This is a genomic window from Kitasatospora sp. NPDC048722, assembly GCF_040650235.1.
Classification (GTDB): domain Bacteria; phylum Actinomycetota; class Actinomycetes; order Streptomycetales; family Streptomycetaceae; genus Kitasatospora.
Genome location: NZ_JBEZGX010000028.1, coordinates 1 through 23,718 on the forward strand (window position 1 = coordinate 1; position 23,718 = coordinate 23,718).

25 protein-coding genes and 1 pseudogene are annotated in these 23,718 nt (G+C 72.6%); 20 read left to right on the forward strand and 6 right to left on the reverse strand.

Annotated features, from left to right (window positions below):
- Positions 1-80 (reverse strand): annotated as a pseudogene (locus AB0C76_RS21160) (glycosyl transferase); the annotation flags it as partial.
- A gap of 104 nt (positions 81-184) precedes the next feature.
- On the opposite strand from AB0C76_RS21160, the gene AB0C76_RS21165 reads away from it, so the two are divergent.
- The 5 genes from AB0C76_RS21165 to AB0C76_RS21185 all read left to right on the forward strand — a co-directional run bounded on the left by AB0C76_RS21165 (position 185) and on the right by AB0C76_RS21185 (position 2,971).
- Positions 185-910 (forward strand): DUF2993 domain-containing protein, encoded by a 726-nt coding sequence (locus AB0C76_RS21165; protein WP_359967464.1) that lies wholly within the window; start codon positions 185-187, stop codon positions 908-910.
- Positions 911-1,136: 226 nt separating this feature from the next.
- Entirely contained in the window at positions 1,137-1,217 is an 81-nt protein-coding gene (locus AB0C76_RS21170; protein ID WP_350517234.1) for an Ms5788A family Cys-rich leader peptide, read from the forward strand.
- A gap of 233 nt (positions 1,218-1,450) precedes the next feature.
- Positions 1,451-2,287 carry a sulfurtransferase gene (locus AB0C76_RS21175; protein ID WP_359967467.1) on the forward strand — a complete coding sequence of 279 codons (837 nt, stop codon included), beginning with the start codon at positions 1,451-1,453 and terminating at the stop codon, positions 2,285-2,287.
- 37 nt (positions 2,288-2,324) lie between these two features.
- Entirely contained in the window at positions 2,325-2,615 is a 291-nt protein-coding gene (locus AB0C76_RS21180; protein WP_030059605.1) for a DUF1416 domain-containing protein, read from the forward strand.
- A gap of 80 nt (positions 2,616-2,695) precedes the next feature.
- Positions 2,696-2,971, forward strand: coding sequence for a DUF3099 domain-containing protein (locus AB0C76_RS21185; RefSeq protein WP_359967470.1), 276 nt, complete (start codon positions 2,696-2,698; stop codon positions 2,969-2,971).
- 15 nt (positions 2,972-2,986) lie between these two features.
- Here AB0C76_RS21185 and AB0C76_RS21190 read toward each other — a convergent pair whose 3' ends face one another.
- On the reverse strand, positions 2,987-3,349 hold the full coding sequence (locus AB0C76_RS21190) for a DsrE family protein (protein WP_329932323.1): 363 nt from the start codon (positions 3,347-3,349) through the stop codon (positions 2,987-2,989).
- Between the two features lie 378 nt (positions 3,350-3,727).
- Between AB0C76_RS21190 and AB0C76_RS21195 the strand changes: the two genes are divergently transcribed.
- The 3 genes from AB0C76_RS21195 (at position 3,728) to AB0C76_RS21205 (ending at position 5,901) form a co-directional block, all read left to right on the forward strand.
- A complete protein-coding gene (locus AB0C76_RS21195; protein ID WP_359967473.1) occupies positions 3,728-4,330 on the forward strand; it encodes an FABP family protein in 603 nt (200 codons plus the stop codon).
- Positions 4,331-4,454: 124 nt separating this feature from the next.
- Positions 4,455-4,919 carry a Fur family transcriptional regulator gene (locus AB0C76_RS21200; protein WP_359967476.1) on the forward strand — a complete coding sequence of 155 codons (465 nt, stop codon included), beginning with the start codon at positions 4,455-4,457 and terminating at the stop codon, positions 4,917-4,919.
- Between the two features lie 19 nt (positions 4,920-4,938).
- Positions 4,939-5,901, forward strand: a complete 963-nt coding sequence (locus AB0C76_RS21205) for a folate-binding protein (RefSeq protein ID WP_359967721.1) — start codon at positions 4,939-4,941, stop codon at positions 5,899-5,901.
- A gap of 24 nt (positions 5,902-5,925) precedes the next feature.
- Here AB0C76_RS21205 and dtd read toward each other — a convergent pair whose 3' ends face one another.
- Positions 5,926-6,366 (reverse strand): D-aminoacyl-tRNA deacylase, encoded by a 441-nt coding sequence (dtd, locus tag AB0C76_RS21210; RefSeq protein ID WP_359967479.1) that lies wholly within the window; start codon positions 6,364-6,366, stop codon positions 5,926-5,928.
- A gap of 481 nt (positions 6,367-6,847) precedes the next feature.
- On the opposite strand from dtd, the gene AB0C76_RS21215 reads away from it, so the two are divergent.
- From AB0C76_RS21215 to AB0C76_RS21225, 3 genes are all read left to right on the forward strand, one after another.
- Positions 6,848-7,429, forward strand: a complete 582-nt coding sequence (locus AB0C76_RS21215) for an ABC transporter substrate-binding protein (RefSeq protein WP_359967482.1) — start codon at positions 6,848-6,850, stop codon at positions 7,427-7,429.
- A 71-nt stretch (positions 7,430-7,500) separates the two neighbouring features.
- Complete coding sequence (locus tag AB0C76_RS21220) at positions 7,501-8,460, forward strand: asparaginase (RefSeq protein WP_359967485.1); 960 nt, start codon at positions 7,501-7,503, stop codon at positions 8,458-8,460.
- Positions 8,461-8,578: 118 nt separating this feature from the next.
- Positions 8,579-8,788 carry a dodecin gene (locus tag AB0C76_RS21225; RefSeq protein ID WP_359967488.1) on the forward strand — a complete coding sequence of 70 codons (210 nt, stop codon included), beginning with the start codon at positions 8,579-8,581 and terminating at the stop codon, positions 8,786-8,788.
- A gap of 476 nt (positions 8,789-9,264) precedes the next feature.
- On the opposite strand, the gene AB0C76_RS21230 is transcribed toward AB0C76_RS21225, so the two are convergent.
- Entirely contained in the window at positions 9,265-9,756 is a 492-nt protein-coding gene (locus tag AB0C76_RS21230; protein ID WP_329932372.1) for an inorganic diphosphatase, read from the reverse strand.
- 76 nt (positions 9,757-9,832) lie between these two features.
- Between AB0C76_RS21230 and dacB the strand changes: the two genes are divergently transcribed.
- The 6 genes from dacB (at position 9,833) to folE (ending at position 17,943) form a co-directional block, all read left to right on the forward strand.
- A complete protein-coding gene (dacB, locus tag AB0C76_RS21235) occupies positions 9,833-11,467 on the forward strand; it encodes a D-alanyl-D-alanine carboxypeptidase/D-alanyl-D-alanine-endopeptidase (protein WP_359967491.1) in 1,635 nt (544 codons plus the stop codon).
- A gap of 262 nt (positions 11,468-11,729) precedes the next feature.
- A complete protein-coding gene (locus tag AB0C76_RS21240; protein ID WP_359967494.1) occupies positions 11,730-12,908 on the forward strand; it encodes a zinc-dependent metalloprotease in 1,179 nt (392 codons plus the stop codon).
- 274 nt (positions 12,909-13,182) lie between these two features.
- Positions 13,183-14,310 (forward strand): tRNA lysidine(34) synthetase TilS, encoded by a 1,128-nt coding sequence (gene tilS / locus AB0C76_RS21245; protein ID WP_359967497.1) that lies wholly within the window; start codon positions 13,183-13,185, stop codon positions 14,308-14,310.
- 70 nt (positions 14,311-14,380) lie between these two features.
- The gene (hpt, locus tag AB0C76_RS21250) at positions 14,381-14,935 is read left to right on the forward strand and encodes a hypoxanthine phosphoribosyltransferase (RefSeq protein ID WP_030059589.1); all 555 of its coding nucleotides are present in this window, start codon (positions 14,381-14,383) and stop codon (positions 14,933-14,935) included.
- 226 nt (positions 14,936-15,161) lie between these two features.
- Complete coding sequence (ftsH, locus tag AB0C76_RS21255) at positions 15,162-17,219, forward strand: ATP-dependent zinc metalloprotease FtsH (RefSeq protein ID WP_359967500.1); 2,058 nt, start codon at positions 15,162-15,164, stop codon at positions 17,217-17,219.
- A gap of 118 nt (positions 17,220-17,337) precedes the next feature.
- Entirely contained in the window at positions 17,338-17,943 is a 606-nt protein-coding gene (gene folE / locus AB0C76_RS21260; protein ID WP_359967503.1) for a GTP cyclohydrolase I FolE, read from the forward strand.
- Positions 17,944-17,967: 24 nt separating this feature from the next.
- On the opposite strand, the gene AB0C76_RS21265 is transcribed toward folE, so the two are convergent.
- Complete coding sequence (locus AB0C76_RS21265; protein WP_359967506.1) at positions 17,968-18,762, reverse strand: ferritin-like domain-containing protein; 795 nt, start codon at positions 18,760-18,762, stop codon at positions 17,968-17,970.
- 115 nt (positions 18,763-18,877) lie between these two features.
- Complete coding sequence (locus AB0C76_RS21270) at positions 18,878-20,032, reverse strand: alpha/beta hydrolase-fold protein (protein WP_359967509.1); 1,155 nt, start codon at positions 20,030-20,032, stop codon at positions 18,878-18,880.
- A 374-nt stretch (positions 20,033-20,406) separates the two neighbouring features.
- On the opposite strand from AB0C76_RS21270, the gene AB0C76_RS21275 reads away from it, so the two are divergent.
- From AB0C76_RS21275 to AB0C76_RS21285, 3 genes are all read left to right on the forward strand, one after another.
- Positions 20,407-22,245 (forward strand): phosphatidylglycerol lysyltransferase domain-containing protein, encoded by a 1,839-nt coding sequence (locus AB0C76_RS21275; protein ID WP_359967512.1) that lies wholly within the window; start codon positions 20,407-20,409, stop codon positions 22,243-22,245.
- Between the two features lie 85 nt (positions 22,246-22,330).
- Positions 22,331-23,203 carry a dihydropteroate synthase gene (gene folP, locus AB0C76_RS21280; protein ID WP_359967515.1) on the forward strand — a complete coding sequence of 291 codons (873 nt, stop codon included), beginning with the start codon at positions 22,331-22,333 and terminating at the stop codon, positions 23,201-23,203.
- A gap of 31 nt (positions 23,204-23,234) precedes the next feature.
- Positions 23,235-23,714 carry a nuclear transport factor 2 family protein gene (locus AB0C76_RS21285; RefSeq protein WP_359967518.1) on the forward strand — a complete coding sequence of 160 codons (480 nt, stop codon included), beginning with the start codon at positions 23,235-23,237 and terminating at the stop codon, positions 23,712-23,714.
- Positions 23,715-23,718 lie beyond the last annotated feature (4 nt).

Sequence of the window (23,718 nt, forward strand, 5' to 3'; positions counted from 1 at the left end):
AAGCCGCCGAGGGCCATGACCGGCTTGCCGGTGGCGAGCTGGTAGCTCGCGGCGTTCTGGGAGCCGGTGGCGGCCCCGGAACCAGGTTCCGGGGCCGGACGTCGTACGGTCGTGCGGAGGCCCCGTTGCGGGCCGCCGCCGTGAGGCGGCGAACGACGGCGACCGGCGACGACGGGGGAGTGCGATGCGCGGATGGCTGAAGGCGACGATAGGCCTGGTGGTGCTCTCCGGGCTGCTGCTGGGCGCCGACCGGATCGCGGTCGGGGTGGCCGAGGACGAGGCCGCCGACCGGATGGTGAGCAGCGGCCGGATGAGCCAGCGCCCGGACGTCTCGATCGGGGGCTTCCCGTTCCTCACCCAGGTGCTGTCCAAGAAGCTGGACGACGTAAGCATCTCGGCCGACAACCTGATGATCAACGACGGCGGCCACCAGGTGGCGCTGCACGGGTTCAAGGCCCGGCTGTCGGGCGTCCGGGTCAGTGACAGCCTGAACTCCGCGACCGTGGACAGCGGCACCGGCAGCGGTCTGATCACCTACGCGGACCTCGCCCAACTGCTGCCGCCGGCCGCGCAGCTGGTGCCGGGCGGCGGCAAGCTCCCGGTGGGCTCGAACACCCGGCTGAGCCTGTCCTACGGCGGTCCCGGCAAGGTCAAGGCGTCGCTGGGTCCGCTGCCGGTGGGTGCCGGCTCGGTGCACAGCGAGGGGAACACCGTCACCGCGGACGGCTTCCAGCTCAGCGGGCTGGCCGGGATGTTCGCCGGGGTGACCGGCCAGAAGATCGACCCGGTGAGCTTCACCCTCGACTCGCTGCCGGCCGGGCTGAAGCTGGCCGACAAGGACGGGGTGACGCCGACCGAGGACGGCCTGCAGCTGAACTTCGACGGCAGGGGCGTCAAGCTCCTCGGCTGACCACTCGTCCACTCGGCTGACCCGATCGGCCTGTTCCGCTCCGCGAGACGCGCTGTCCAGCGCCGACCGCGGAGCGGTGCCGTTTCCGGCCCCGGACGGCCGCCGCGGCGCCCCGGGCCGCCGCCCGGCGGGCCCCGGAAGGTCAAATCTCGACATTCGGTCGATCGGGTCTCGATATTCGATACGCTGATGACAGCGGGCCGTCGGTGTCCCTAGCATCGTCGACATGAAGCGACAGACGGATCTCACGAAGCGGCGGGCGGTCGACCTGTGCCGCGTGGCCGCCTGTCTGTGTCGAATGCGCTAACTCGGCATCCCGGCAGGGCAGTTGCTGCCCGCCGCCGATCCTCCGGCGATTCCGTCCGGCCGCCCCGGCCGACCTCCGCCGACGCACACCGCGATTCACCGCCCGGCCGTCCCGGACACCCTCCTCCGTCCCATCATTCGGACGGACTTTCGGACCGGAGCAGGTCGAGCGTCCCCGCAGCACCCCGCTGAGCAGCACCTTCCGCCAACCGCCCCCGGATGGAGAACACCACCATGAGCCGCAGCGACGTCCTGGTCGACGCCGACTGGGTCCAGGCCCACCTGGACGACCCGAAGGTCGTCATCGTCGAGGTCGACGAGGACACCTCCGCGTACGACAAGAACCACATCCGCAACGCCGTCCGGATCGACTGGAAGCAGGACCTCCAGGACCCGGTCCGCCGCGACTTCATCGACCAGGCCGGCTTCGAGGCGCTGCTCAGCGCCAAGGGCATCGCCAACGACGACACCGTCGTCCTGTACGGCGGCAACAACAACTGGTTCGCCTCGTACGCCTACTGGTACTTCAAGCTGTACGGCCACGGCGACGTCCGCCTGCTGGACGGCGGCCGCAAGAAGTGGGAGCTGGACTCCCGCGACCTCGTCTCCGAGGTGCCGGCCCGCGCCGCGACCGAGTACAAGGCGCAGGCCGCCGACTCGTCGATCCGTGCCTTCCGTGACGACGTGATCGCCGCCATCGGCACCCTCAACCTGGTCGACGTGCGCTCGCCCGACGAGTTCTCCGGCAAGCTGCTCGCCCCGGCCCACCTCCCGCAGGAGCAGTCGCAGCGCCCCGGCCACGTGCCGAGCGCCCGCAACATCCCGTGGGCCAAGAACGCCAACGACGACGGCACCTTCAAGAGCGACGACGAGCTCAAGGCCCTGTACGAGGCCGAGGGCATCGACCTGGCGAAGGACACCATCGCCTACTGCCGCATCGGCGAGCGCTCCGCGCTCACCTGGTTCGTCCTGCACGAGCTGCTCGGCCAGGAGAACGTGAAGAACTACGACGGCTCGTGGACCGAGTACGGCAGCCTCGTCGGCGTGCCGATCGAGCTCGGCAGCAACTGAGCCCCCGGCTCGACCCGTAAGTCAGAAGGAGACAGACATGTGCGGTGCGAAGGCCGGCGGCCCGGACCTGGCAGGAGTTGACGTGGCGAACGAGACGATCATCCAGGGTTCGGTGACCCGCGACGGTGAGCCGGTCAACGGCTACGTCCGGCTGCTGGACGAGGGCGGAGAGTTCACGGCCGAGGTGCCCACCTCGGCGACCGGCCAGTTCCGGTTCTTCGCCCGCCCGGGCAAGTGGACCCTGCGCGCGCTGGTGCCGGGGCAGACCGTGGACCGTCAGGTGGTGGCCTCCCAGGGCACCGCCGTCGAGGTCGCGATCGCGGTCTGACCCCCGCTCCGCGGAAGGCGGCGGAAGGCGAAACGACGAGGGCCCTGCCACGGCGGGGCCCTCGGTCGTACCGTGGAGACGTGCAGGCAAGCCGGCGGCGCCGCTACTACTTCGCCATGATGGGCGGGTGCCTCGGCATGTTCGTCCTGGCCTGGGGCGTGGTCCGGTTCTTCTCGGTGCCCGCCGCGATCGCGCTGTGCGTGGTCGCGATGGTCATCCCGCCGGCCGCGGCGGTGTTCGCCAACAAGCGCGACCCCGACGACGACTGGTGGAACGACCCCCGCTGGGACGACCCGAAGTGGGACGAGCCCGGCCACGACCGGGACCACCCCGACCACGAGCGGCGGGACCCCTAGCCCCGCGGCACCGCTCTAGTACACGAGCGCCTGGACGCCGTCGCTCATGATCTCGCTGACGAAGACCTGCGCGCCCGCGATCCGGACGCCGTCGACGGTGTCCTTCTGCTCGATCCCGCGGCGCACCGCGCACTGGGTGCACAGCGTCACCGTGCCGCCCGCCATGATCGACTCCAGCAGGTCGGGCAGCGGGGCCGAGTGCGGCAGCTCGAACTCCGCCGCCCGCCCCGGCAGGGCGAACCAGGAGGACTCCCCGGTCAGCCAGAGCGAGACCTCGATGCCGCTGGCGACGGCCACGGCCGCCACCGTGAACGCCTGCGAGCACCGCTCCGGGGCGTCGGAGCCGGCAGTGACCTTGATGACGAGCTTCTTCGACATGGCGCCACCTTAGAGCGCCCGGAACGTCGGGTTCCCGGAATCCCCGGATCGCGCGGGGAAACCTTCGGCGGCGCGCGGAAGGCGTCGCGCCGAGGGCGCCGGCGCGGCGTCGGCGCGCGGAAGTCGCGACGTGGTGGGGCTCACCGCGACCGGCCGATGCCCGGCGGATAGAGTGAGCGCCAGCAAAATCCACCACACTGTCGCCGCCTGGGAGCCCCCCGTGTCCGGTCTGGAAATGTTCTTCGACGGTCTGCTGGCCCTCATGGCCGTGCTGATCACCTGGTTCGCCATCTTCTCGGTGATGAAGCTGTACCAGGGCCAGCGCTGAGCCTGCCGTACGGTTGAAGCAGCCCCACACCGACGACAGCGACCAGGAACATGATCGAGATCCCCTCTGACCTCCACAAGGACGTCGTCCCGCTCGCCTTCCTCCTCGGCACCTGGGAGGGCGCGGGCGTCTACGCCCCTCTGCCGGGTGAAGGGGGCCCGGGCGCGGAGAAGTGCAACTTCGGCCAGGAGATCGTGATCCGGCACGACGGCCGCCCCTTCCTGGAGTTCCGCTCCCGCACCTGGGTGCTGAACGAGGAGGGCGAGAAGGTCCGCCCGCTGGAGAACGAGCACGCGTTCTGGCGCATCACCAGCAACCACCACGGCACCTCCGGTGCGCGCGGGATCGAGATCTCCTCCGTCCGCGACGACGGCACCGTCGAGATCTGGTACGGCGAGCTGGCCGACGGCAAGCCGCAGGTGGACGTCTCGACCGACGCGGTCGCCCGGATCGAGGGCTCCCCGGAGTACTCGGGCGGCAAGCGGCTCTACGGCTTCGTCAACGGTGAGCTGCTCTGGGTCGGCGAGAAGGCCGCCCCGAGCGTGCCGCTGCGGCCGTACATGTCCGCGCAGCTCAAGAAGGTGCTCAGCCCGGCGCAGCTGATCAAGGACATCAACGACCTGCCGGACGACGGCATCGCCTTCTTCAAGTAGACCTCCAGCAGGTCTCCGGAAGGCACCGCGCGGGTGGTCACCACCCGCGCACGACGTAGGGACCGGCCCGCGGCCGGTCCCTACACTTGTTCCAAGGACCCCCGACCGTGGCAGGGACAGCATTGTGGCGGACACCGGCACCACCGACTGGCAGCTCTCCGGAGACTGGAAGGCCGACCTGCGGGAACGCGGCTACCGGCTGACGCCCCAGCGCCAGCTCGTCCTGGAGGCCGTCGACTCGCTCGACCACGCCACCCCGGACGAGATCCTCAGCCACGTGCGGCGGACCGCGAGCGGCATCAACATCTCCACCATCTACCGGACGCTGGAGCTGCTGGAGGAGCTCGGCCTGGTCTCGCACGCGCACCTGGGCCACGGCGCCCCGACGTACCACCTGGCCGGGCGCCACCACCACCTGCACCTGGTCTGCCGGGACTGCGACAAGGTCATCGAGACGGACACCGAGATCGCCGAGCCGCTCATCGAGAGCCTGCGCGCGCGCCACGGGTTCGACACCGACCTCAAGCACTTCGCCATCTTCGGGCGCTGCGCCGACTGCACCGCCAAGCTCGCGGACGGCCAGTCGTAAGCTGACCGGTATGACCGGTGTGAAGAGCCCGCTGCTTGCCCTGCCCGGAGCCGTCCCCGCCGAGGGGGCCGACGAGGGCGTCGCCGCCCACTACGGCGACATCTTCCGGGAGCAACGCCACCTCGCGCAGGGCGACGGCTTCGTGGACCTCTCGCACCGCGGCGTGGTCACCGTCACCGGCGCCGACCGGCTGTCCTGGCTGCACCTGCTGCTCACCCAGCACGTCAGCGCGCTGCCGCCGCAGGAGGCCACCGAGGCGCTGGTGCTCTCCCCGAACGGGCACGTCGAGCACGCGCTCTACCTCGTCGACGACGGCACCACCACCTGGGCGCACGTCGAGCCGGGCACCCAGGGCGACTTGGTCGCCTACCTGGAGAGCATGAAGTTCTTCTACCGGGTCGAGGTCGCCGACGCGACCGCCGACTACGCGCTCGTGCACCTGCCGGCGGGCTCGGGCAGCTCCGTCGAGGGAGCCGCTGCTGTGCGCGAACTCCCGTACGGGCGCGATCTGTTCGTGCCGCGCGCCGAGCTGGAGAAGCTCGCAGCCGGGTACGGCCCCGCGGCCGGCGTGTGGGCGTACGAGGCGCTGCGGATCGAGGGTCACCGGCCGCGGCTCGGCTTCGAGACCGACCACCGGACCATCCCGCACGAGGTGGACTGGCTGCGCACCGCCGTCCACCTGCAGAAGGGCTGCTACCGCGGGCAGGAGACCGTCGCCCGGGTACACAACCTGGGCCGCCCGCCGCGCCGGCTGGTCTTCCTGCACCTGGACGGCACCGAGGAGACGCTGCCTGCGCACGGCACCGAGGTGCGGCTCGCGTCCGACCCGGACGGGCGGGCGCTCGGCTTCGTCACGTCCTCGGCGCGCCACCACGAGCTGGGGCCGATCGCGCTGGCGATCGTCAAGCGGAACGTGCCGGTGGACGCGGTGCTGCTGGCCGGGACGGTACCGGGCACCCAGGACGTGATCGTCCCGCAGTAGCCTTCCGGGTCCCCGCGGCCGGGATCAGACCTCGACGATGACGGTGAACGGGCCGTCGTTCACCAACGCCACCTGCATGTCGGCACCGAACCGGCCCGTCTCCACCTTGGCGCCGAGCGCGCGCAGCTGGGCGACGACCTCGTCCACCAGCGGCTCGGCGACCGGGCCGGGGGCGGCGGCGTTCCAGGTGGGGCGGCGGCCCTTGCGGGCGTCGCCGTAGAGGGTGAACTGGCTGATCACCAGGAGCGGGGCGGCGAGGTCGGAGCAGGACTGCTCGACGCCGTCCCCGTCGGCCGGCAGCAGGCGCAGCGTCCACAGCTTGCGGGCCAGCTGGGCGGCCTTGGCGGGTGTGTCGTCGTGGGTGACGCCGACCAGGACGCAGAGCCCGGGCCCCTCGATCGCGCCGACGGTCTCGCCCATCACCGTCACCCTGGCTTCGCTCACCCGTTGCACCACTGCTCGCATGCGGCCATTGTGCCGGAGCCGAACGGGGTCACCCAGGAGGGGATCCGTACGGACCGGAGGGAGGCGCGCACGTGGGTTGTGCGCGCCGGGTTGCGCACGCCTGCGCTGGGTCGGGCGCCGTTCTTCCTGGGGAAAGGCCTCGTCATATCAGCCACCCCCGTTCGCCAGGGGGCCGTTCGGGTGCACGGGCGGTGCGCCCGCGCCGGGCGGGGTGGCACGCTGGGGCACCGTACATACGGCCCGGGGCGCCAGGAGGTCCGCCGCCCCGGGCCCGGGTTCGGCCGGGCGGTCGAGCCGGTAGGTCAGGCGTTCTGGCGGTGTCGCCCCGGCGGGTGGTGTCCGCCGGGGACCGGAACCTTTCGGGGGTGTCCGGGCGTGCCAACGGACGTGACGCGCACGGTCCGTCGGGGGACGGGCCGGACGGCGGCAGGGACGGGGTGCCGCGAGCGGGCGGGAACGGACGACGGCAGGTGGTTGGGTGATGGACGCGAGCAGCGCGCAGGACCGGTCCGGGCGGGTGACCGGGGACGACGAGCCCGACCTGGAGCGGCTGGGCCTGGACCAGCTGCGGATCCTGCGCCGGGAGACCCTGGAGCAGGAGGCCGACCTCTCCTACCTGCGGCGGCTGCTGCACGGTCGGATGGACATCCTGCGCGCCGAGCTGGACCGCCGCCCCGGCGGCCGGCCGCGCGCGGCGGGGGCGGGCGGCGGCGCCGAGGGGCCGTCCGGCGACCTGCTGGACCGGCTGCCGGCCATCCTCACCGACGCGCCCTCCACCGTGCGGCGCTCGGCCCGGCACGTCACGCTGGGGCCGCCGCGGGGCCACGAGTCGCAGCTGGAGGCGGACGCGCTGATGGGTGACGTCCAGCTCGCCGACCTCGCCGCGCACCCGGCCGGGGAACTGCTCGCCGCGCTGGACCGGCTGCGGGCGCACGAGCAGGAGGTCTCCGGGCGGCGGCAGCGGCTGCTGCGCACCGCGGACGGTTGCAACGCCGAGATCACCCGCAGGTACCGTGATGGGGAAGCACGGGTCGACGACCTGCTCGCGGGCGGCCCTCTCTGACCGGGTGAGGCACCATGGGCGGGTGGGGCCCGGCTCGCCCCCGGTCCACCCCTGCCCCGGAAGGCTCCGCCATGCCCCAGTCCGCCACCCCGACCGTTCTCGCCGAGGTCATACGCTCGGGCTTCACCGAGGGGCGGCACCACGGCTCGCTGGTGCTGCTCGCCGCCGACGGCTCGGTCGAGTTCGCGCTCGGCGATCCCGGCGCGCCGGTGTTCCCCCGGTCGACCGCCAAGCCGTTCCAGGCGGTGGCCACGGTACGGGCCGGGCTGGAGATCGAGGGCGAACTGCTGGCGCTGGCCGCCTCCAGCCACTCCGGAGAAACGTTTCACCGTGCTGGTGTCCGGACGATCCTGGCCTCCGCCGGACTGGACGAGTCCGCCCTGCGCACCCCGGCCGACCTGCCGCTCGACGAGACCGAGGCCGAGCTGCTGCTGCGCTCCGGCGGCGAGCGCGCCCCGATCCTGATGGACTGTTCTGGCAAGCACGCCGGCTGGCTGGCCGCCTGCGTCGCCAACGGCTGGGACACCGAGGGCTACCTCGCCCCGGCCCACCCCATCCAGCTGCTGGCCCGCGAGGCCCTGGAGGAGGCCACCGGCGAGGGCGTCACGCACGCCGGCGTGGACGGCTGCGGGGCGCCCCTGCTGGCCGTCTCGCTGACCGGCCTGGCCCGCGGCTACCGGGCGTTCGTGCTCGCCGCCGAGGGCACCGCGCAGCGCCGCGTCGCCGACGCGATGCGTGCCCACCCCGAGTACGTGGCCGGCACCCGCCGGGCCGACACCTGGCTGATGCGGGCCGTCCCGGGCGCGCTGTCCAAGATGGGCGCCGAGGCCGTCCAGGTGGTGGCGCTGCCGGACGGACGGGCCCTCGCCTTCAAGATCGACGACGGTGCCGAGCGGGCCCGCGGGCCGGTCCTGGCGGCGGCGCTGCGCCGACTCGGGGTGACGGGCGCGGACGAGGCGGTCGAGCGCATCGGCGCGGCCCCGCTGCTCGGCGGCGGCGTGCCCGTCGGGCAGGTGCGGGCGGCGTTCTAGGCGTTCCGGGCGCTCCGGCGGAACGGTTCCGACGCTCGTGGCGGCGGTCGGCGTGCGAGCGGGGCGGGGGCGGTGCACGGTGGACCGGGGGCCGTCGCACAGCTGAGGGAGCCGAGCCATGACCGAACACGTGTACCGGGTGACCGAGATCGTCGGATCCTCGACCGAGAGCGTCGACGCCGCCATCCGCAACGGCGTGGAGCGGGCCTCCCGGACGCTGCGCAACCTCGACTGGTTCGAGGTGACGCAGGTCCGGGGGCACCTGGAGGACGGGCGGATCAAGCACTTCCAGGTCGGGATGAAGATCGGCTTCCGCCTGGAGGACTGACCGCTACCGCTCGGGCAGGACCAGCGGCTCACCCGTGCGCGGGTGCGCCGGAACATCCACGGGAGGCCCGTACACCTCGCTGAGCAGCGGCGCGCTGGGCGAGCACCCGGCCCCCGGATGGGGCGGTGGCCGCCACGGCCCGGGCGGCCACTGTCCGTCCTCGGCGGCGGCCGCCGTCCCTCGCGGACGAGGACGGACAGCGGCGTGGACCTGCCGGCGGCCACCCGGACCGACGCGCTTGGACAGCAGCTCGCGCCGGCCGACGGTCAGCCGGAGGGCGGTTTCGGTCGGCCCGACCGGAGCCGACATCGTGCCGACGGTCCGTCGGCGGACCGCGATGCGTCAGAGCCCCGGACACGGCAAGGGCCGGGGTTCGCGGAAGACCCTCCGCGAACCCCGGCCCCGGGCTGTCCCGACCTACCTCGACCTATCTCGAACTACCTCGAACCGGTCTCGATCGAGATCGGAACGACGGCTCAGTGGCCGCCCTGGTCCGCCAGGCGCTTGATCGAAGCGGTGACCTCGGCCTCGGCCTCGGCGCGGCCGACCCAGTTGGCGCCCTCGACGGACTTGCCGGGCTCCAGGTCCTTGTAGACCTCGAAGAAGTGCTGGATCTCCAGGCGGTCGAACTCCGACACGTGGTGGATGTCCCGCAGGTGCTCCCAGCGCGGGTCGGTCGCCGGGACGCACAGCAGCTTGTCGTCGCCGCCGGCCTCGTCGGTCATCTGGAACATGCCGATCGCGCGGCACTTGATCAGGCAGCCGGGGAAGGTCGGCTCGTCCAGGATCACCAGCGCGTCCAGCGGGTCGCCGTCCTCGCCGAGCGTGCCCTCGACGTAGCCGTAGTCGGCCGGGTAGCGCGTCGAGGTGAAGAGCATCCGGTCGAGCCGCAGACGGCCGGTCTCGTGGTCGACCTCGTACTTGTTACGAGAGCCCTTCGGGATTTCGATAAGGACGTCGAACTCCAACGGTTCCTCCAAGGTAGGGACTGACAGAATCCAAGTGTCTCCTACGGGAGCGAGTGCTCGGGAAAGGGGCCGGTCGGTGGGAGCAGGGGTCGGGGCGGGGCGCCGCCGCAGGGGGACGGCTGCGGGACTGTTCGGGGTGGCGCTGCTGGTCACCGGGACGGTGCTGGCCGCGGGCGGCGGTGCGTACGCGCAACCGTCCCCGGCGCCGGGCGGGCACAGCACCGGGCACGGGGACGGCGGCCGCGGCCAGGGCGACCAGGGCGGTCGGGGGGACCAGGGCGACCAGGGACAGGACGACCAGGGCAAGAACGGCCACGGCAAGGGAAAGCGCTCCGGTGACCCGGGCAACCAGGGCACGGCCGACCCGGCCACCAAGGGCGGCACCCCCGCCCCGGGCGGCAGCGCGTCCCCGCTCGCCCGCCCGGCCCCGGCGCCGGGCGCCGTCCTGGCCGCCGTCGAGGCCCGCCTGGGCGGGACCGCCCAGCCCACCGCCCAGGGTCTCCAGCAGGCGCTCGCCGCCGCCCTCGGCGACCGCAGCCTCGGCACGGTCACCGTCGCCGTCGGGGACGCCGCCGACGGCAGACTCCTGTACGGCTCCGGCGAGAACACGGCGGCGACGCCGGCCTCCACCACCAAGCTCGCCACCACGGTCGCGGCCCTCTCGCTGATCCCCGGCGACACCCGGCTCACCACCCGGGTGGTCAAGGGGGCCGAGCCCGGCGCGATCACCCTCGTGGGCGGCGGCGACCCGACGCTCACCGTGCTGCCCGCCGACCAGGTGCAGATCGCCGGCCGACCCGCGGACGCCGACACCGCCCCCGCCTCGCTCGACGCGCTCGCCCGGCAGACCGCCGCCGCCCTGAAGGAGACCGGGACGACGACGGTCCGGCTGGACTACGACCTGTCGATGTACACGGGCAGCCCGCGGCACGAGAACTACGACGCGGAGAACATCCCGCTCGTCGTCCCGCTGATGGTCGACGAGGGCAAGGCCGACCCGAAGAGCCGCGAGGACGCGCCGGCGCGCGTCGCCGATCCGGCCTCCGCGGCCGCCGACGCCTTCGCGGCCCTGCTCAAGGCCCAGGGCATCACCGTCGACGGCAAGGCCAAGCCCGCCGCCGCCCCGGCCGCAGCCACCGCCCCCGTCCTCGGCCGGGTCGACTCGCCGACGATCGCCCGGCTGGTCGAGCGGCTGCTGACCACCTCGGACAACACCATCGCCGAGGCGATCGCCCGCCAGGTGGCCATCGCCGCCCACCAGCCCGCCAGCTTCGAGGGCGCCGCGGCCGCGGTGAAGCAGGAGCTCGGCCGGCTCGGCGTGACGATGACGAACGTGACCCTCAACGACGGCAGCGGCCTGCACCGCGGCAACGCGATCCCGCCGGCCGTCCTGGTCCAGCTCCTCACCCTGGCCGCCTCCGACCAGCACCCCACCCTGCGCCCGGTCCTCACCGGCCTCCCGATCGCCGGCTTCACCGGCACCCTCGGCAAGCGCTACGGCTCCGGCTCGGGCGCCGCCGACGCGGCCGGCCTGATCCACGCCAAGACCGGGACCCTGAGCGGCGTCAACACCCTCGCCGGGACGGTCGTCGACGCCGACGGCCGCCTCCTCGCCTTCGCCGTCATGGCCCACACCGACGCCGACGCCGACGCCGCCCGGGCCGCCCTCGACCGCGTCGCGGCGCGCCTCGCCTCCTGCGGCTGCCACTGACCGTCCCACGGACGCGGGCCCTGCGACCCGTCCGATCACCCCGGCCGCCGGCGAGCCCGCACCGCCCCGGCCCGACCGGCGTGGGGCCCCGCCGCCTTCCGGCACCCGGGCCCCGTCCCCGCCCTCCGACCGGTGCGCGGCACGCCGTCCGGTCGGCTCCGGAGGGGCCGGGGCGGATGTGGTTGGGGGGTGACGGGACGGGGCAGGGCGTGGGTGGGGCCGGTGGCTGCCCCGGGCGAGGCGGAGCACGTACGGTGAGGGCATGACGAGCGCGAGTGGCGGTTCTGACATGGTCGACTGGAATCTCGCGGTCGCTACCGCGACCCGGCTGGTGCGGCCGGGGCCGGAGGTGAGCCGGGCGGAGGCGGCGGCCGTGGTGGCCGAGCTGCGCCGGCACGCCCTGGCGGCCGAGGAGCACGTGCGGGCGTTCACCGGGATGCGTTCGACGAGCCTGGCGGACGCCGTCGCGACGCCCGTGCTCGTGGTGGACCGCCCCGGGTGGGTCCGGGCCAACGTGGCGGGGTTCCGGACGGTCGTCCAGCCGCTGGTGGAGAAGCTCCAGGCCCGGCGGGCGAACGGCCAGGCCGCGGGCGTGTTCGGCTCGGTCGGGGAGAAGGCCACCGGCATCGAGGTCGGCGCGCTGCTGGCGTTCCTGGCGACCAGGGTGCTCGGCCAGTACGAGACCTTCGCCCCCGCGGAGCCCTCGCTGGAGGCGCCGGACAGTCCGGCCGCCCTGTTCGACAAGCCGCGCCTCGGCCCGGACGGGCCCGGCCCGGGCCGGCTGCTGCTGGTCGCGCCGAACATCGTGCACGTCGAGCGGGAACTGGACGTCGATCCGTCCGACTTCCGGCTCTGGGTGTGCCTGCACGAGGAGACCCACCGCACGCAGTTCACGGCGGTGCCCTGGCTGCGCGACCACATCCAGTCCGAGGTGCAGTCCTTCCTGACCGAGACGGACGTCGACCCGGGCGCTCTGCTGGACCGCCTGCGCGACGCGGCCGGCGCGCTGGGCGGCGGCCTGGCGGGTGTCGGCGGCCGCGAGCCCGCCGGGGCGCCCACCGGGCTGCTGGAGGTCGTGCAGACGCCCGCGCAGCGCGAGATCCTGGGCCGGCTGACGGCGGTCATGTCGCTGCTGGAGGGCCACGCGGACGTGGTGATGGACGGGGTCGGCCCGTCGGTGGTGCCGACGGTCGCGGAGATCCGGGAGAAGTTCCAGCAGCGCCGGGACCGCGGCGCGAACCGGCTGGACCTGCTCCTGCGCCGGGTGCTCGGGATGGACGCCAAGCTGCGCCAGTACCAGGACGGCGCGGTGTTCGTGCGGGGCGTCGTGGAGCAGGTCGGGATGGAGGGGTTCAACCGGGTCTGGACGTCCCCGAACACCCTCCCGACCAAGGACGAGATCCACGACCCGGCCGCCTGGGTCGCCCGCGTCGCCCGCTGACGGGGCAGCAGCGGACCGCCGCCGGTCGGTGGCGGTCAGCCGGGTTTCAAACCCGTTCGTACGAGTGGTCCAATCGGGCAGACCGAGGGAGAAGATACGTTTCTCCATTCACCCGAACGTGGGACGGTGGTCGTACCGGTGGCGCGGGTGGCGTAGCGGGTCGCTCCTTTCTGCCACCATCTGTGAGCGCCCGGTAACAGGGTGCTCGCACTGTGCGCGGTCCCCGCCGCGCCCACCGCCGTCCTGTCCCCCCTCCGTCGAGGAGTCGTCCGCCGTGGGCCCACACCCCGCCGTCGCCGCGATACGCCTGGCCGTCCGCCGCACGCTCACCGACCTCGCCGCCGAGGCCGGTTCCACGTTCACCGCACCCGCCCGCGCGGCCCGCGAGCGCGCGGCCGACGCGCCGCTGGTCGGTGCCGCCGTCGGCACCACGCTGATCGGCAACGCCGCCCGCCACCCGTCCGGGCTGCCCCGCACCCCGGCCGCCCCCGGCTCGCCGCTCGTCCTGGTCGCCGTCAGCGGCGGCGCGGACTCCATGGCGCTGGCCATCGCCGCCGCCTTCGAGGCCCCCAAGATCGGCCTGCGGGTCGGCGCCGTCACCGTCGACCACGGCCTCCAGGAGGGCTCCGACGAGCGCGCCGCCCAGGTGGCCGAGCGGCTGCGCTCGCTGGGCCTGGACCCGGTCGAGGCGATCCCGGTCCGGGTGGGCCGCGGCGGCGGCCCGGAGGCGGCCGCCCGGGACGCCCGCTACGCCGCCCTGGACGAGGCCGCCGAGCGCCACGGCGCGATCGCGGTGCTGCTCGGCCACACCCGCGACGACCAGGCCGAGACGGTCCTGCTGGGCCTGGCCCGCGGCTCCGGGGCCCGTTCGCTGGCCGGGATGCCCGCCCAGAAGGGCCGCTACCGCCGCCCGCTGCTGGAGCTCGACCGGGCCGCCACGCGGCAGGCCTGCTCCGCCCAGGCGATCCCGGTGTGGGACGACCCGCACAACTGCGACCCCGCCTACACCCGCTCCCGGGTGCGCCACGAGGTGCTGCCGGTGCTGGAGAAGCACCTGGGCGGCGGCGTGGTCGAGGCCCTGGCCCGCACCGCCCGGCTGTTCCGCGACGACGCCGACGCGCTCGACCAGTGGGCCGCCCTGGCCGAGCGGGATCTCCGGACGGGCGAAGGCACCCTGGACGCCGCGAAACTGGCCGAGCTGCCGCCCGCCGTCCGCCGCCGGGTGCTGCGCCGGGCGGCGCTCCGGGCGGGCTGTCCGGCCGGCGACCTGTTCGCCCGTCACCTGGAAACCGTCGACCTGCTGGTCACCGGATGGCGGGGTCAGGGGCCGCTGCACCTACCCGGGGGCGTCGAGGCCATCCGCAGGTGTGGCACGCTGGTCTTTCGGCGGCAGGGCGACTGACGGGCGGGCATGCCCCGGGGGAGCCGGCCGCCGGCCACACAGACCCCGAACGTTTGAGGACGTATCCCCGGTGGACCAGAACGACATGGGCGCTGACCTCGCGAAGGTGCTCATCAGCAAGGACGAGATCGACGCCAAGCTCCTTGAGCTGGCGGAGCGCATCGACCGGGACTACGCAGGCAAGGACCTGCTGATCGTCGGCGTCCTCAAGGGGGCCGTGATGGTCATGGCCGACCTCGCCCGGGCCCTGCACTCGCAGGTCACCATGGACTGGATGGCCGTGTCGTCCTACGGCATGGGCACCAAGTCCTCCGGCGTGGTGCGGATCCTCAAGGACCTCGACACCGACATCGCCGGCCGGGACGTCCTGATCGTCGAGGACATCATCGACTCCGGTCTGACGCTGTCCTGGCTGCTGGGCAACCTGGGCTCGCGCGGCCCGGCCTCGCTGGAGGTCTGCACGCTGCTGCGCAAGCCGGATGCGGCCAAGGTCGAGATCGACGTCAAGTACGTCGGGTTCGACATCCCCAACGAGTTCGTGGTCGGCTACGGCCTGGACTACGCGGAGAAGCTGCGCAACCTGCCGTTCATCGGCACCCTCGCCCCGCACGTCTACGGCGGCTGAGGGCCCGTTCGGGTTACGGGCGGGAACAGTACGTTGTTCCCGCCCGTTGACCGGGGGGACAAAGAACCACAACCGTGTCGCCGTGCTCCCGCCACGGGCGGGTCCGACTGCGGTACGGTCCAATAAACCGCTCTTCACATGAGCACCGATTCCGGATGCGCCGCGGCCCACAGCCCCCCGGCGCCGCTGAGTGGCAGGAGGGACGGGGCGGCAACGCCCCGCATGGATGGACGTCAAGCGATACTTCCGTGCGCCGATCATGTGGATCGTGCTGGCCGTCCTCGCCGTCATCGTTTTGATGCAGGTCGTTTCGGACTCGAACGGCTACAAGACGGTGGACACCGGTCAGGTCGTCGCGGCGATCGACGCGAAGCAGGTCAAGTCGGCGCAGATCACCACCGGTGACTCGAACACGATCAAGATCCAGCTGAAGGACGGCGCCACGCTGTCCAACGCCGGTACGGGCAAGACCCCGTCCGGCAGCAAGTTCCAGGCCTCGTACATCGGCGACCAGGGTGTCGCGATCGCCGACAAGCTCCAGGCCCAGATCAACGACAACGACCCGAACACGCTCGCCGAGGGCTACACCATCAGCCCGGAGAAGCAGAGCACCTTCGTCAGCCTCCTGCTGTCGATGCTGCCGATCGTGATCATCGTCCTGGTCTTCCTGTTCCTGATGAACCAGATGCAGGGCGGCGGCTCCCGGGTCATGCAGTTCGGCAAGTCCAAGGCCAAGCTGCTCACCAAGGACACCCCCAAGACCACCTTCGCCGACGTCGCCGGCACGGACGAGGCGGTCGAGGAGCTCCACGAGATCAAGGAGTTCCTGCAGGAGCCGGCCAAGTTCCAGGCCGTCGGCGCCAAGATCCCCAAGGGCGTGCTGCTCTACGGCCCGCCCGGCACCGGCAAGACCCTGCTGGCGCGCGCCGTCGCGGGCGAGGCCGGGGTGCCGTTCTACTCCATCTCCGGTTCGGACTTCGTCGAGATGTTCGTCGGCGTCGGCGCCAGCCGCGTCCGCGACCTCTTCGAGCAGGCCAAGGCGAACGCCCCGGCGATCGTCTTCGTCGACGAGATCGACGCCGTCGGCCGGCACCGCGGTGCGGGCCTCGGCGGCGGTCACGACGAGCGCGAGCAGACCCTCAACCAGCTGCTGGTCGAGATGGACGGCTTCGACGTCAAGGGCGGCGTGATCCTGATCGCCGCGACCAACCGCCCCGACATCCTGGACCCGGCGCTGCTGCGCCCGGGCCGCTTCGACCGCCAGATCGCGGTGGAGCGCCCCGACCTCCAGGGCCGCCTGGACATCCTCAAGGTGCACCAGAAGGGCAAGCCGATCGCGCCCGACGTCGACCTGTCGGCCGTCGCCAAGCGCACTCCCGGCTTCACCGGCGCGGACCTGTCGAACGTCCTCAACGAGGCCGCTCTGCTGACCGCCCGCTCGGACAAGAAGCTGATCGACAACGGCATCCTGGACGAGGCGATCGACCGCGTCGTGGCCGGTCCGCAGAAGCGCACGCGGATCATGTCCGACAAGGAGAAGAAGATCACCGCGTACCACGAGGGCGGCCACGCCCTGGTCGCGGCGGCCTGCCAGTACAGCGACCCGGTCCACAAGATCACCATCCTGTCCCGCGGCCGGGCCCTCGGCTACACGATGGTGCTGCCGGACGAGGACAAGTACTCCACCACCCGCAACGAGATGCTCGACCAGCTGGCCTACATGCTGGGCGGCCGCGCGGCGGAGGAGCTGGTCTTCCACGACCCGACCACCGGTGCCTCGAACGACATCGAGAAGGCCACCGCGACGGCCCGGGCCATGGTCACCCAGTACGGCATGACCGAGCGCCTCGGCGCGATCAAGTTCGGCAGCGACAACTCGGAGCCCTTCCTGGGCCGCGAGATGGGCCACCAGCGCGACTACTCGGAAGAGGTCGCCGGGCTGGTCGACGAAGAGGTCAAGAAGCTCATCGAGGCCGCGCACAACGAGGCCTGGGAGATCCTGGTCGAGAACCGTGACGTGCTCGACAACCTGGTTCTGGAGCTCCTGGAGAAGGAGACCCTGAACAAGGAGCAGATCGCCGAGATCTTCGCCCCGATCGTCAAGCGCCCGGCCCGGCCGGCCTGGACGGGTTCCTCCCGCCGCACGCCGTCCACCCGGCCGCCGGTGCAGTCGCCCAAGGAGCTGGCGCTCACCAACGGCGCCGCCGCCACGGCCGACACCGCTCCGGTCGACATCGTGAAGCTCCCGCCGCTGCCGACCGCCGAGCCGCCCGCGGAGGGCTGATCCGGCGCTCCCGGCGGAGCCCAGGACGGAATGGATGCCGCGTCACCAGGGTTTGTACTCTGGAGGCGCGGCATCCGTGCTGTTCGCCCCGACGTTCCCCCTAGTAAGCGAGGCCCGCATGATCGACCCGGTGACTCTCGACGGTCCGTCCACCGTCGGGACCTTCGACCAGAAGCGGGCCGAGAACGCCGTGCGCGAGCTGCTGCTCGCCGTGGGGGAGGACCCGGACCGCGAGGGCCTGCTGGAGACGCCGGCCCGCGTCGCGCGCGCGTACAAGGAGATATTCGCGGGCCTGTGGCAGGAGCCCGAGGAGGTCCTGACGACGACCTTCGACCTCGGCCACGACGAGATGGTGCTCGTGAAGGACATCGAGCTGACGTCCGTCTGCGAGCACCACCTGGTGCCGTTCCGCGGGGTGGCGCACGTCGGGTACATCCCGTCCACCAGCGGCAAGATCACCGGCCTGTCCAAGCTGGCCCGGCTGGTCGACGTCTACGCCCGCCGTCCGCAGGTGCAGGAGCGGCTGACCAGCCAGGTCGCCGACGCACTGATGCGGATCCTGGAGCCCCGGGGCGCCATCGTCGTCGTCGAGTGCGAGCACATGTGCATGTCGATGCGCGGCATCCGCAAGCCGGGCGCCAAGACCATCACGTCCTGCGTCCGCGGGCAGCTGCGCGACCCGGCCACCCGGGCCGAGGCGATGAGCCTGATCATCGGGCGCTAGGGGCCGCCAGGGCCCCCGGGGCGCTCAGAGCGCCCCGGCCTCGTGCTCGGCGTGCGGGGGCGCGGGGGTGCCCAGGGCGTTGCGGCGCTCGGGCATCCGCAGCCGCACCATCCGCCGCCAGCCGATCGCGCGGTCGTACAGGTAGAGGGCGTGCACCCCGAGGGTGACGACCGCCAGCTGCCAGCGCGGCCAGCGCAGGATCCGGGCCATCCGGGCGGTCACGGCGAGGCCGACGTCCCGGTGGGTGCGGATCTCGCCGTGGGCGCAGCTCTCCAGGACGTGCCGGATGTACGGGCCGTACCCCTCGGCCCGCAGCCGCAGCAGCTCCTCGTGGCAGTACGCGAGGTGGTTGTCCTCGTCGGCGGAGATCATCCGCATCGCGCGGCCGAGGTCGGGGTTGTCCCCGTACACCTTGACCAGCTGGCGCATCTGCTCGGCCGCGCGCTGCTCGGTGACCCGGCTGTGCGCGAGGTAGGTGATGATCTCGCGGTCGGACAGCGGGAGGTCGCTGTTCAGCCGTTCGTGGGACAAGCCGACGCCCTTGGCCTCCAGCAGCATGCAGTAGTCGGCGTCGGCGGGGACGGCGACCTTGGGCAGGCCGCGCTTGCTCAGCAGCTGGGTGAAGATCCGGCCGTGCTTGCGCTCGTCGGCGCCGTGCCGGGCGACCTTCGGGGCGAGGACCGGGTCCCGTGTGAGCGCGGTGATCCGCTCGTTCTCCCAGCCGCCCTGGTCCTCGCCTCCGGCCGCGATGCTGCAGAACAGCTGGTAGGCCTCGTCGTTGCGGTAGATCTCGGTGAAGAGCGAGCGGGTGCTCAGCACGGCGCCTCCTGCGCGGATCCGGACGGCGCCCTCCGGGGGCCGGACGGGCGGTCGCGATACGTTCCCCCGGGTCGCGGACCGGGTGGCCCGACCGGCGGGTAATCACCCGCACGCGTCAGCCGAGGTGCGAGCCCATCCACTCCAGCGAGGCCGGCAGTTCGCGGGTCCAGCTGTCCCAGTTGTGGCCTCCGTCGTCCAGGTACAGCGACTCGACCTTGAACCGCGGGTTGCTCGCGGCGGTCTGCTGGGCCTGTTCGACGAACTGGGCGGTCTGCGGGTAGTCGGCCTCCTTGCGGGTGGAGACCACCAGGAGGTTGAGGGGCGGGGCCGGGAGGTTCTGCAGCCGCCAGCCGAGGTCACTCTGCTGGGTGAGGCTCTTGTCGCCGTTGAAGAGGTTGCCGCCGGTGAACTGGTCCTCGCGCACGGTGAAGTCCCCGTGCAGGCCGACCGCGTTGCCGTAGACGTTCGGGAAGCGCATCGCCAGCCGCATCGCGCAGCTGCCGCCGGTCGAGTAGCCGAAGACGCCCCAGGAGCCGGCCGAGCGGCCGATCCGGTAGGTGGAGCCCAGCGCCTCCGGGACGTCCTTGACGAACCAGGTCTCGGTGCGCGGGCCGCCGGGGACGTCCACGCACTCGGTGTCGCGCGGCGGGGCGACCGTCGGGCGGGCCAGGACGACGATGGTCGGCGGCATCTTGCCGTTCTTCTGGAGGTCCGCCGCGGTCTGGGCGACCGGCAGCTCCTTCAGCATGTTCAGCGTGGTGCCGGGGAAGCCGGCGATGCCCACCATGACCGGGAAGCGGATCAGCGCGAACTTCGGGTCGAAGTACTCGGGGGGCAGGTAGACGAACATCTGGTCGGAGTAGCCCGTCTCCTTGCCGCTGACGCGGACCGACTCGATCCTGCCGACCTCCTCGGGGGCGCCCTTGGGCAGGTTCGGGACCGATTCCAGGCCGCCCTCGTTGGTGGGCTGGACCAGCGCGTCCGAGACCGGGGTGCCGCCCTTGTGGTTCTCGTTGCTGGTCAGGACGAGCTTGGCGCCGCCGGGGCTGAGCAGGTCGTCCCAGGACGTGTAGAACCCGAAGGAGTTGTTCACCGACAGCGCCAGCACGGCCAGCACCGACGCCTGGGTGACCGTCAGCAGGCCGATCCGGCCGAGGACCGGCAGCGGGCGCTGCCGGGCGAGCCGGGGCCAGATCCAGAGTGTGGTGAGGAGAGCCGCAGCGCCGAGTGCGAGCAGCGAGTCCACCAGCGCGTCGCTGGTCAGTTCCATGCCGTCGGCCTTCCGATGGGACCCTGTCGGTGCACGCTTCATCGTCTGGCGATCCGTCAGCTGCGGCCACCGCGACTAGGCTGTCCGGACGCCGCGGCCCTCCGGGAGGCCGGGGGCGAGCGGGGGGCAACCGGCGCCCTAGAATGCGGCGTCCACCGTACGTAACGCGTCCCGGAGGTCCTCGTCGCACCGCGCGACGGCGGCCCCGGTCCCCGCCCCCGGCTCGATCGCAGCGCGCCTCGGTACCGGTTTACCGTCCGTTTCCGGTTCCTTTGTGCGCGTATGGCTTGATGAAGGAAAAGGCATGAAGGTCCATCACACGTGCTCCCCCGGAGTGACAGGACAGCCCCACGCAGCCTCTACGCTGAGCTCCCATGAGTGTTCCCGTGTCCGATGAGCCGAGCCCCGAGCAGCCGCGCCGCCGCCGCGGTCTGCAGACGCTGCGCAACCAGGCCGCTGCCGTCCCGAGGGCCTGGCTGCCCGGTGCGGTCGGCTACGCCTGTCTGCTGATCGGACTGGTGGACATCGCCAGTGCGGTGTTCCCCAAGCTCCGGCACACCAAGATGCACACCGTCGCCGGACAGCTGCCGGGTGGGACCACCTCCCTGGCCGCGGTCGGCACGCTGATGATCGGTCTCCTGCTGGTGCTGCTCGCGCACGCGCTGCGCCGGCGCAAGCGCCGGGCCTGGCGCGCGGTCTGCGTCCTGCTGCCGGTCGGTGCCGCGCTGCACATCGTTCGCTGGCACCAGATCGGCCCGGCCGTCGTCTCCCTGGTCGTCTTCGCCGTGATGCTCGTGCACCGCCGCGAGTTCTACGCCAAGGCGGACCCGCGCACCCGCTGGCGCGCGCTGGTCAACCTGATCGTCATGGGCAGCGTCAGCGTCCTGCTCGGTCTCATGATCGTCAGCGTCCGGACCCGCTACGAGCTCGGCCACCCCGGCCTCTACGAGCGGCTGGAGCACGTCGCCTACGGTCTCTTCGGCTTCGAGGGCCCGATCCGCTACAACAACGAGCGGATGTCCGACCTGGTCGCCTACCTGCTCGGCGGGCTCGGCCTGCTGACCGCCTTCACCACCGCCTACCTGGCGCTGCGGCCGGGCAAGCCGAAGCCCGAGCTCACCCCGGAGGACGAGGAGAAGGTCCGCGGTCTGCTCGACCGGCACGGCGAGCGCGACTCGCTCGGCTACTTCGCGCTGCGCCGTGACAAGAGCGTGCTGTTCTCGCCCACCGGCAAGGCCGCCATCTCCTACCGGGTCGTCTCCGGCGTGATGCTCGCCTCCGGCGACCCGGTCGGCGACGTCGAGGCCTGGCCCGGCGCGATCAAGGTCTTCATGGCCGAGGCCCGCGAGCACGCCTGGGTGCCGGCCGTCATGGGCTGCAGCGAGGTCGGCGGCGAGGTCTGGACCCGCGAGGCGGGCCTGGACGCGCTGGAGCTGGGCGACGAGGCGATCGTCGACACCGCCGCGTTCTCGCTCTCCGGCCGCGCCATGCGCAACGTCCGCCAGATGGTCAAGCGGATCGAGCGCAACGGCTACTCCTGCAAGGTGCGCCGCGTCCGCGACCTCACCCTCGACGAGAAGTACCGGATCGCCGACGCCGCCGCCCGCTGGCGCGGCACCGACACCGAGCGCGGGTTCTCCATGGCCCTCGGCCGCTTCGGCGACCCGCTCGACGACGACTGCGTCGTGGTCACCGCCCACAAGGCGCCCGAGGAGGGCGAGGCCGGCGACGACCTCAAGGCCGTGCTGCACTTCGTGCCCTGGGGCCCGGACGGCATCTCGCTGGAGCTGATGCGCCGCGACCGCGCGGCCGACCCCGGCCTGAACGAACTGCTGATCGTCGCCGCCCTGCAGGCGGTGCCCGACCTGGGCGTGCGCCGGGTTTCGCTGAACTTCGCGATGTTCCGCTCGGCGCTGGCCCGCGGCGAGCGGATCGGCGCCGGACCGGTGCTGCGGGCCTGGCGCGGCCTGCTGGTCTTCCTGTCGCGCTGGTTCCAGATCGAGTCGCTGTACAAGTTCAACGCCAAGTTCCAGCCCGAGTGGGAGCCGCGCTTCCTGGTGTTCCCGAGCACCCGGGACCTGCCGCGGATCGGCTTCGCCGCGATGCAGGCCGAGGCCTTCATCACCCTCGGCATGCCGCGCTTCGGCCGCAAGCGCCAGCGCGAGGGCCTGATGCCGGACTCCGTCGCCCGCGAGGTCACCGAGGCCGCCTGAGGCACCGGGCCCGATCGTGGCACCGCAGGACCCAGTGGGCCCCCGCCGAGAATCCTCGGCGGGGGCCCCGTTCGATAATGAGGGCATGAACGATTCGCCGTCCTCCTCCGTTCCGGCCGGACTGCCGCGGCTCGGCCGCTGCGCCGTGATGGGCGTGGTCAACGTCACGCCCGACTCCTTCTCGGACGGCGGGCTGTGGCACGACCCGGCCCGCGCGATCGCGCACGGGCTCGCGCTCCGGGCCCGCGGCGCGGACCTGGTGGACGTCGGCGGTGAGTCCACCCGGCCCGGCTCCCAGCGGGTGACCGAGGAGGAGGAGCTCGCCCGGGTGCTGCCCGTCGTGAGCGAGCTGGCCGACGCCGGGGTGGTGGTATCCATCGACACCATGCGCGCCTCCGTCGCCGAGCGGGCCGTGGCGGCCGGCGCCGCGATCGTCAACGACGTCTCCGGCGGGCTGGCCGACCCGGCCATGGCGCACGTCGTCGCCGAGACCGGCGTGCCGTTCGTGGTGATGCACTGGCGCGGGCAGTCCGCGGACATGGACCGGCTGGCCGTGTACGGCGACGTGGTCGGGGACGTCGTCGCCGAGCTGACCGCGCGGGTGGACGCGCTGGTGGCGGCCGGCGTCAAGGAGGAGCAGCTGATCCTCGACCCGGGGCTGGGCTTCGCCAAGACCCCCGAGCACAACTGGGCGCTGCTCGGGCGGCTGGACGCGCTCACCGCGCTCGGCCGTCCCGTCCTCGTCGCCGCATCGCGCAAGCGGTTCCTGGGTACGCTGCTCGCCGACCCGGAAACCGGGGAGCTGCGCCCGGCCAGGGAGCGCGACGACGCGACCGCTGCGGTGTCGGTGCTCTCGGCCCGGGCCGGGGCCTGGGCGGTGCGGGTGCACGACGTGTCCGGCACGGCGGATGCCGTCCGGGTGGTCGCGGCCTGGCAGCGCGCGGCCCGGTTGGGGTAGGACGGGAGGGTCTGTGGCAGGTGACGGCAGGTTGAGCGGGGCCGCGGCGGGACGGGCGCGCGAGGCGGACGTGGAGGCCGTGCTCGCGGCGAACCAGGCGCTCTACGAGGCGCTGGAGCGCGGGGACCTGGAGGCGGTCGAGGACGCCTGGCTGGGCGCCGCGGACGCCGACGACAAGGGCGGCGTGGTGTGCGTGCACCCGGGCTGGCCGGTGCTGCGCGGCCGGGCCCAGGTGACCCGGTCGTACATGCTGATCATGATGAACACCGAGTACATCCAGTTCTTCCTGACCGATGTCGAGGCCGAGGTGCACGGCGATGTGGCCCTTGTCACGTGCACCGAGAACATCCTCTCCGGCGGGGAGGCCGAGGAGGAGGGGGAACTCGGTCCGCTGGTCGGCGGAAAGGTCGTCTCGACGAATCTCTTCCGGCGCACACCGGCCGGGTGGAAGCTCTGGTCGCACCACGGTTCACCCGTCCTGACCAGCGGAGACGAGGACGACGAGGACTGACCGG

Coding starts and splice junctions, on each gene's coding strand:
- AB0C76_RS21165 (WP_359967464.1), top strand. CDS start 185: ATGCGCGGATGGCTGAAGGCGACGATAGGCCTGGTGGTGCTCTCCGGG.
- AB0C76_RS21170 (WP_350517234.1), top strand. CDS start 1,137: ATGAAGCGACAGACGGATCTCACGAAGCGGCGGGCGGTCGACCTGTGC.
- AB0C76_RS21175 (WP_359967467.1), top strand. CDS start 1,451: ATGAGCCGCAGCGACGTCCTGGTCGACGCCGACTGGGTCCAGGCCCAC.
- AB0C76_RS21180 (WP_030059605.1), top strand. CDS start 2,325: ATGTGCGGTGCGAAGGCCGGCGGCCCGGACCTGGCAGGAGTTGACGTG.
- AB0C76_RS21190 (WP_329932323.1), bottom strand. CDS start 3,349: ATGTCGAAGAAGCTCGTCATCAAGGTCACTGCCGGCTCCGACGCCCCG.
- AB0C76_RS21195 (WP_359967473.1), top strand. CDS start 3,728: ATGATCGAGATCCCCTCTGACCTCCACAAGGACGTCGTCCCGCTCGCC.
- dtd (WP_359967479.1), bottom strand. CDS start 6,366: ATGCGAGCAGTGGTGCAACGGGTGAGCGAAGCCAGGGTGACGGTGATG.
- AB0C76_RS21215 (WP_359967482.1), top strand. CDS start 6,848: ATGGACGCGAGCAGCGCGCAGGACCGGTCCGGGCGGGTGACCGGGGAC.
- AB0C76_RS21220 (WP_359967485.1), top strand. CDS start 7,501: ATGCCCCAGTCCGCCACCCCGACCGTTCTCGCCGAGGTCATACGCTCG.
- AB0C76_RS21225 (WP_359967488.1), top strand. CDS start 8,579: ATGACCGAACACGTGTACCGGGTGACCGAGATCGTCGGATCCTCGACC.
- AB0C76_RS21240 (WP_359967494.1), top strand. CDS start 11,730: ATGACGAGCGCGAGTGGCGGTTCTGACATGGTCGACTGGAATCTCGCG.
- ftsH (WP_359967500.1), top strand. CDS start 15,162: ATGGACGTCAAGCGATACTTCCGTGCGCCGATCATGTGGATCGTGCTG.
- folE (WP_359967503.1), top strand. CDS start 17,338: ATGATCGACCCGGTGACTCTCGACGGTCCGTCCACCGTCGGGACCTTC.
- AB0C76_RS21270 (WP_359967509.1), bottom strand. CDS start 20,032: ATGGAACTGACCAGCGACGCGCTGGTGGACTCGCTGCTCGCACTCGGC.
- AB0C76_RS21275 (WP_359967512.1), top strand. CDS start 20,407: ATGAGTGTTCCCGTGTCCGATGAGCCGAGCCCCGAGCAGCCGCGCCGC.
- folP (WP_359967515.1), top strand. CDS start 22,331: ATGAACGATTCGCCGTCCTCCTCCGTTCCGGCCGGACTGCCGCGGCTC.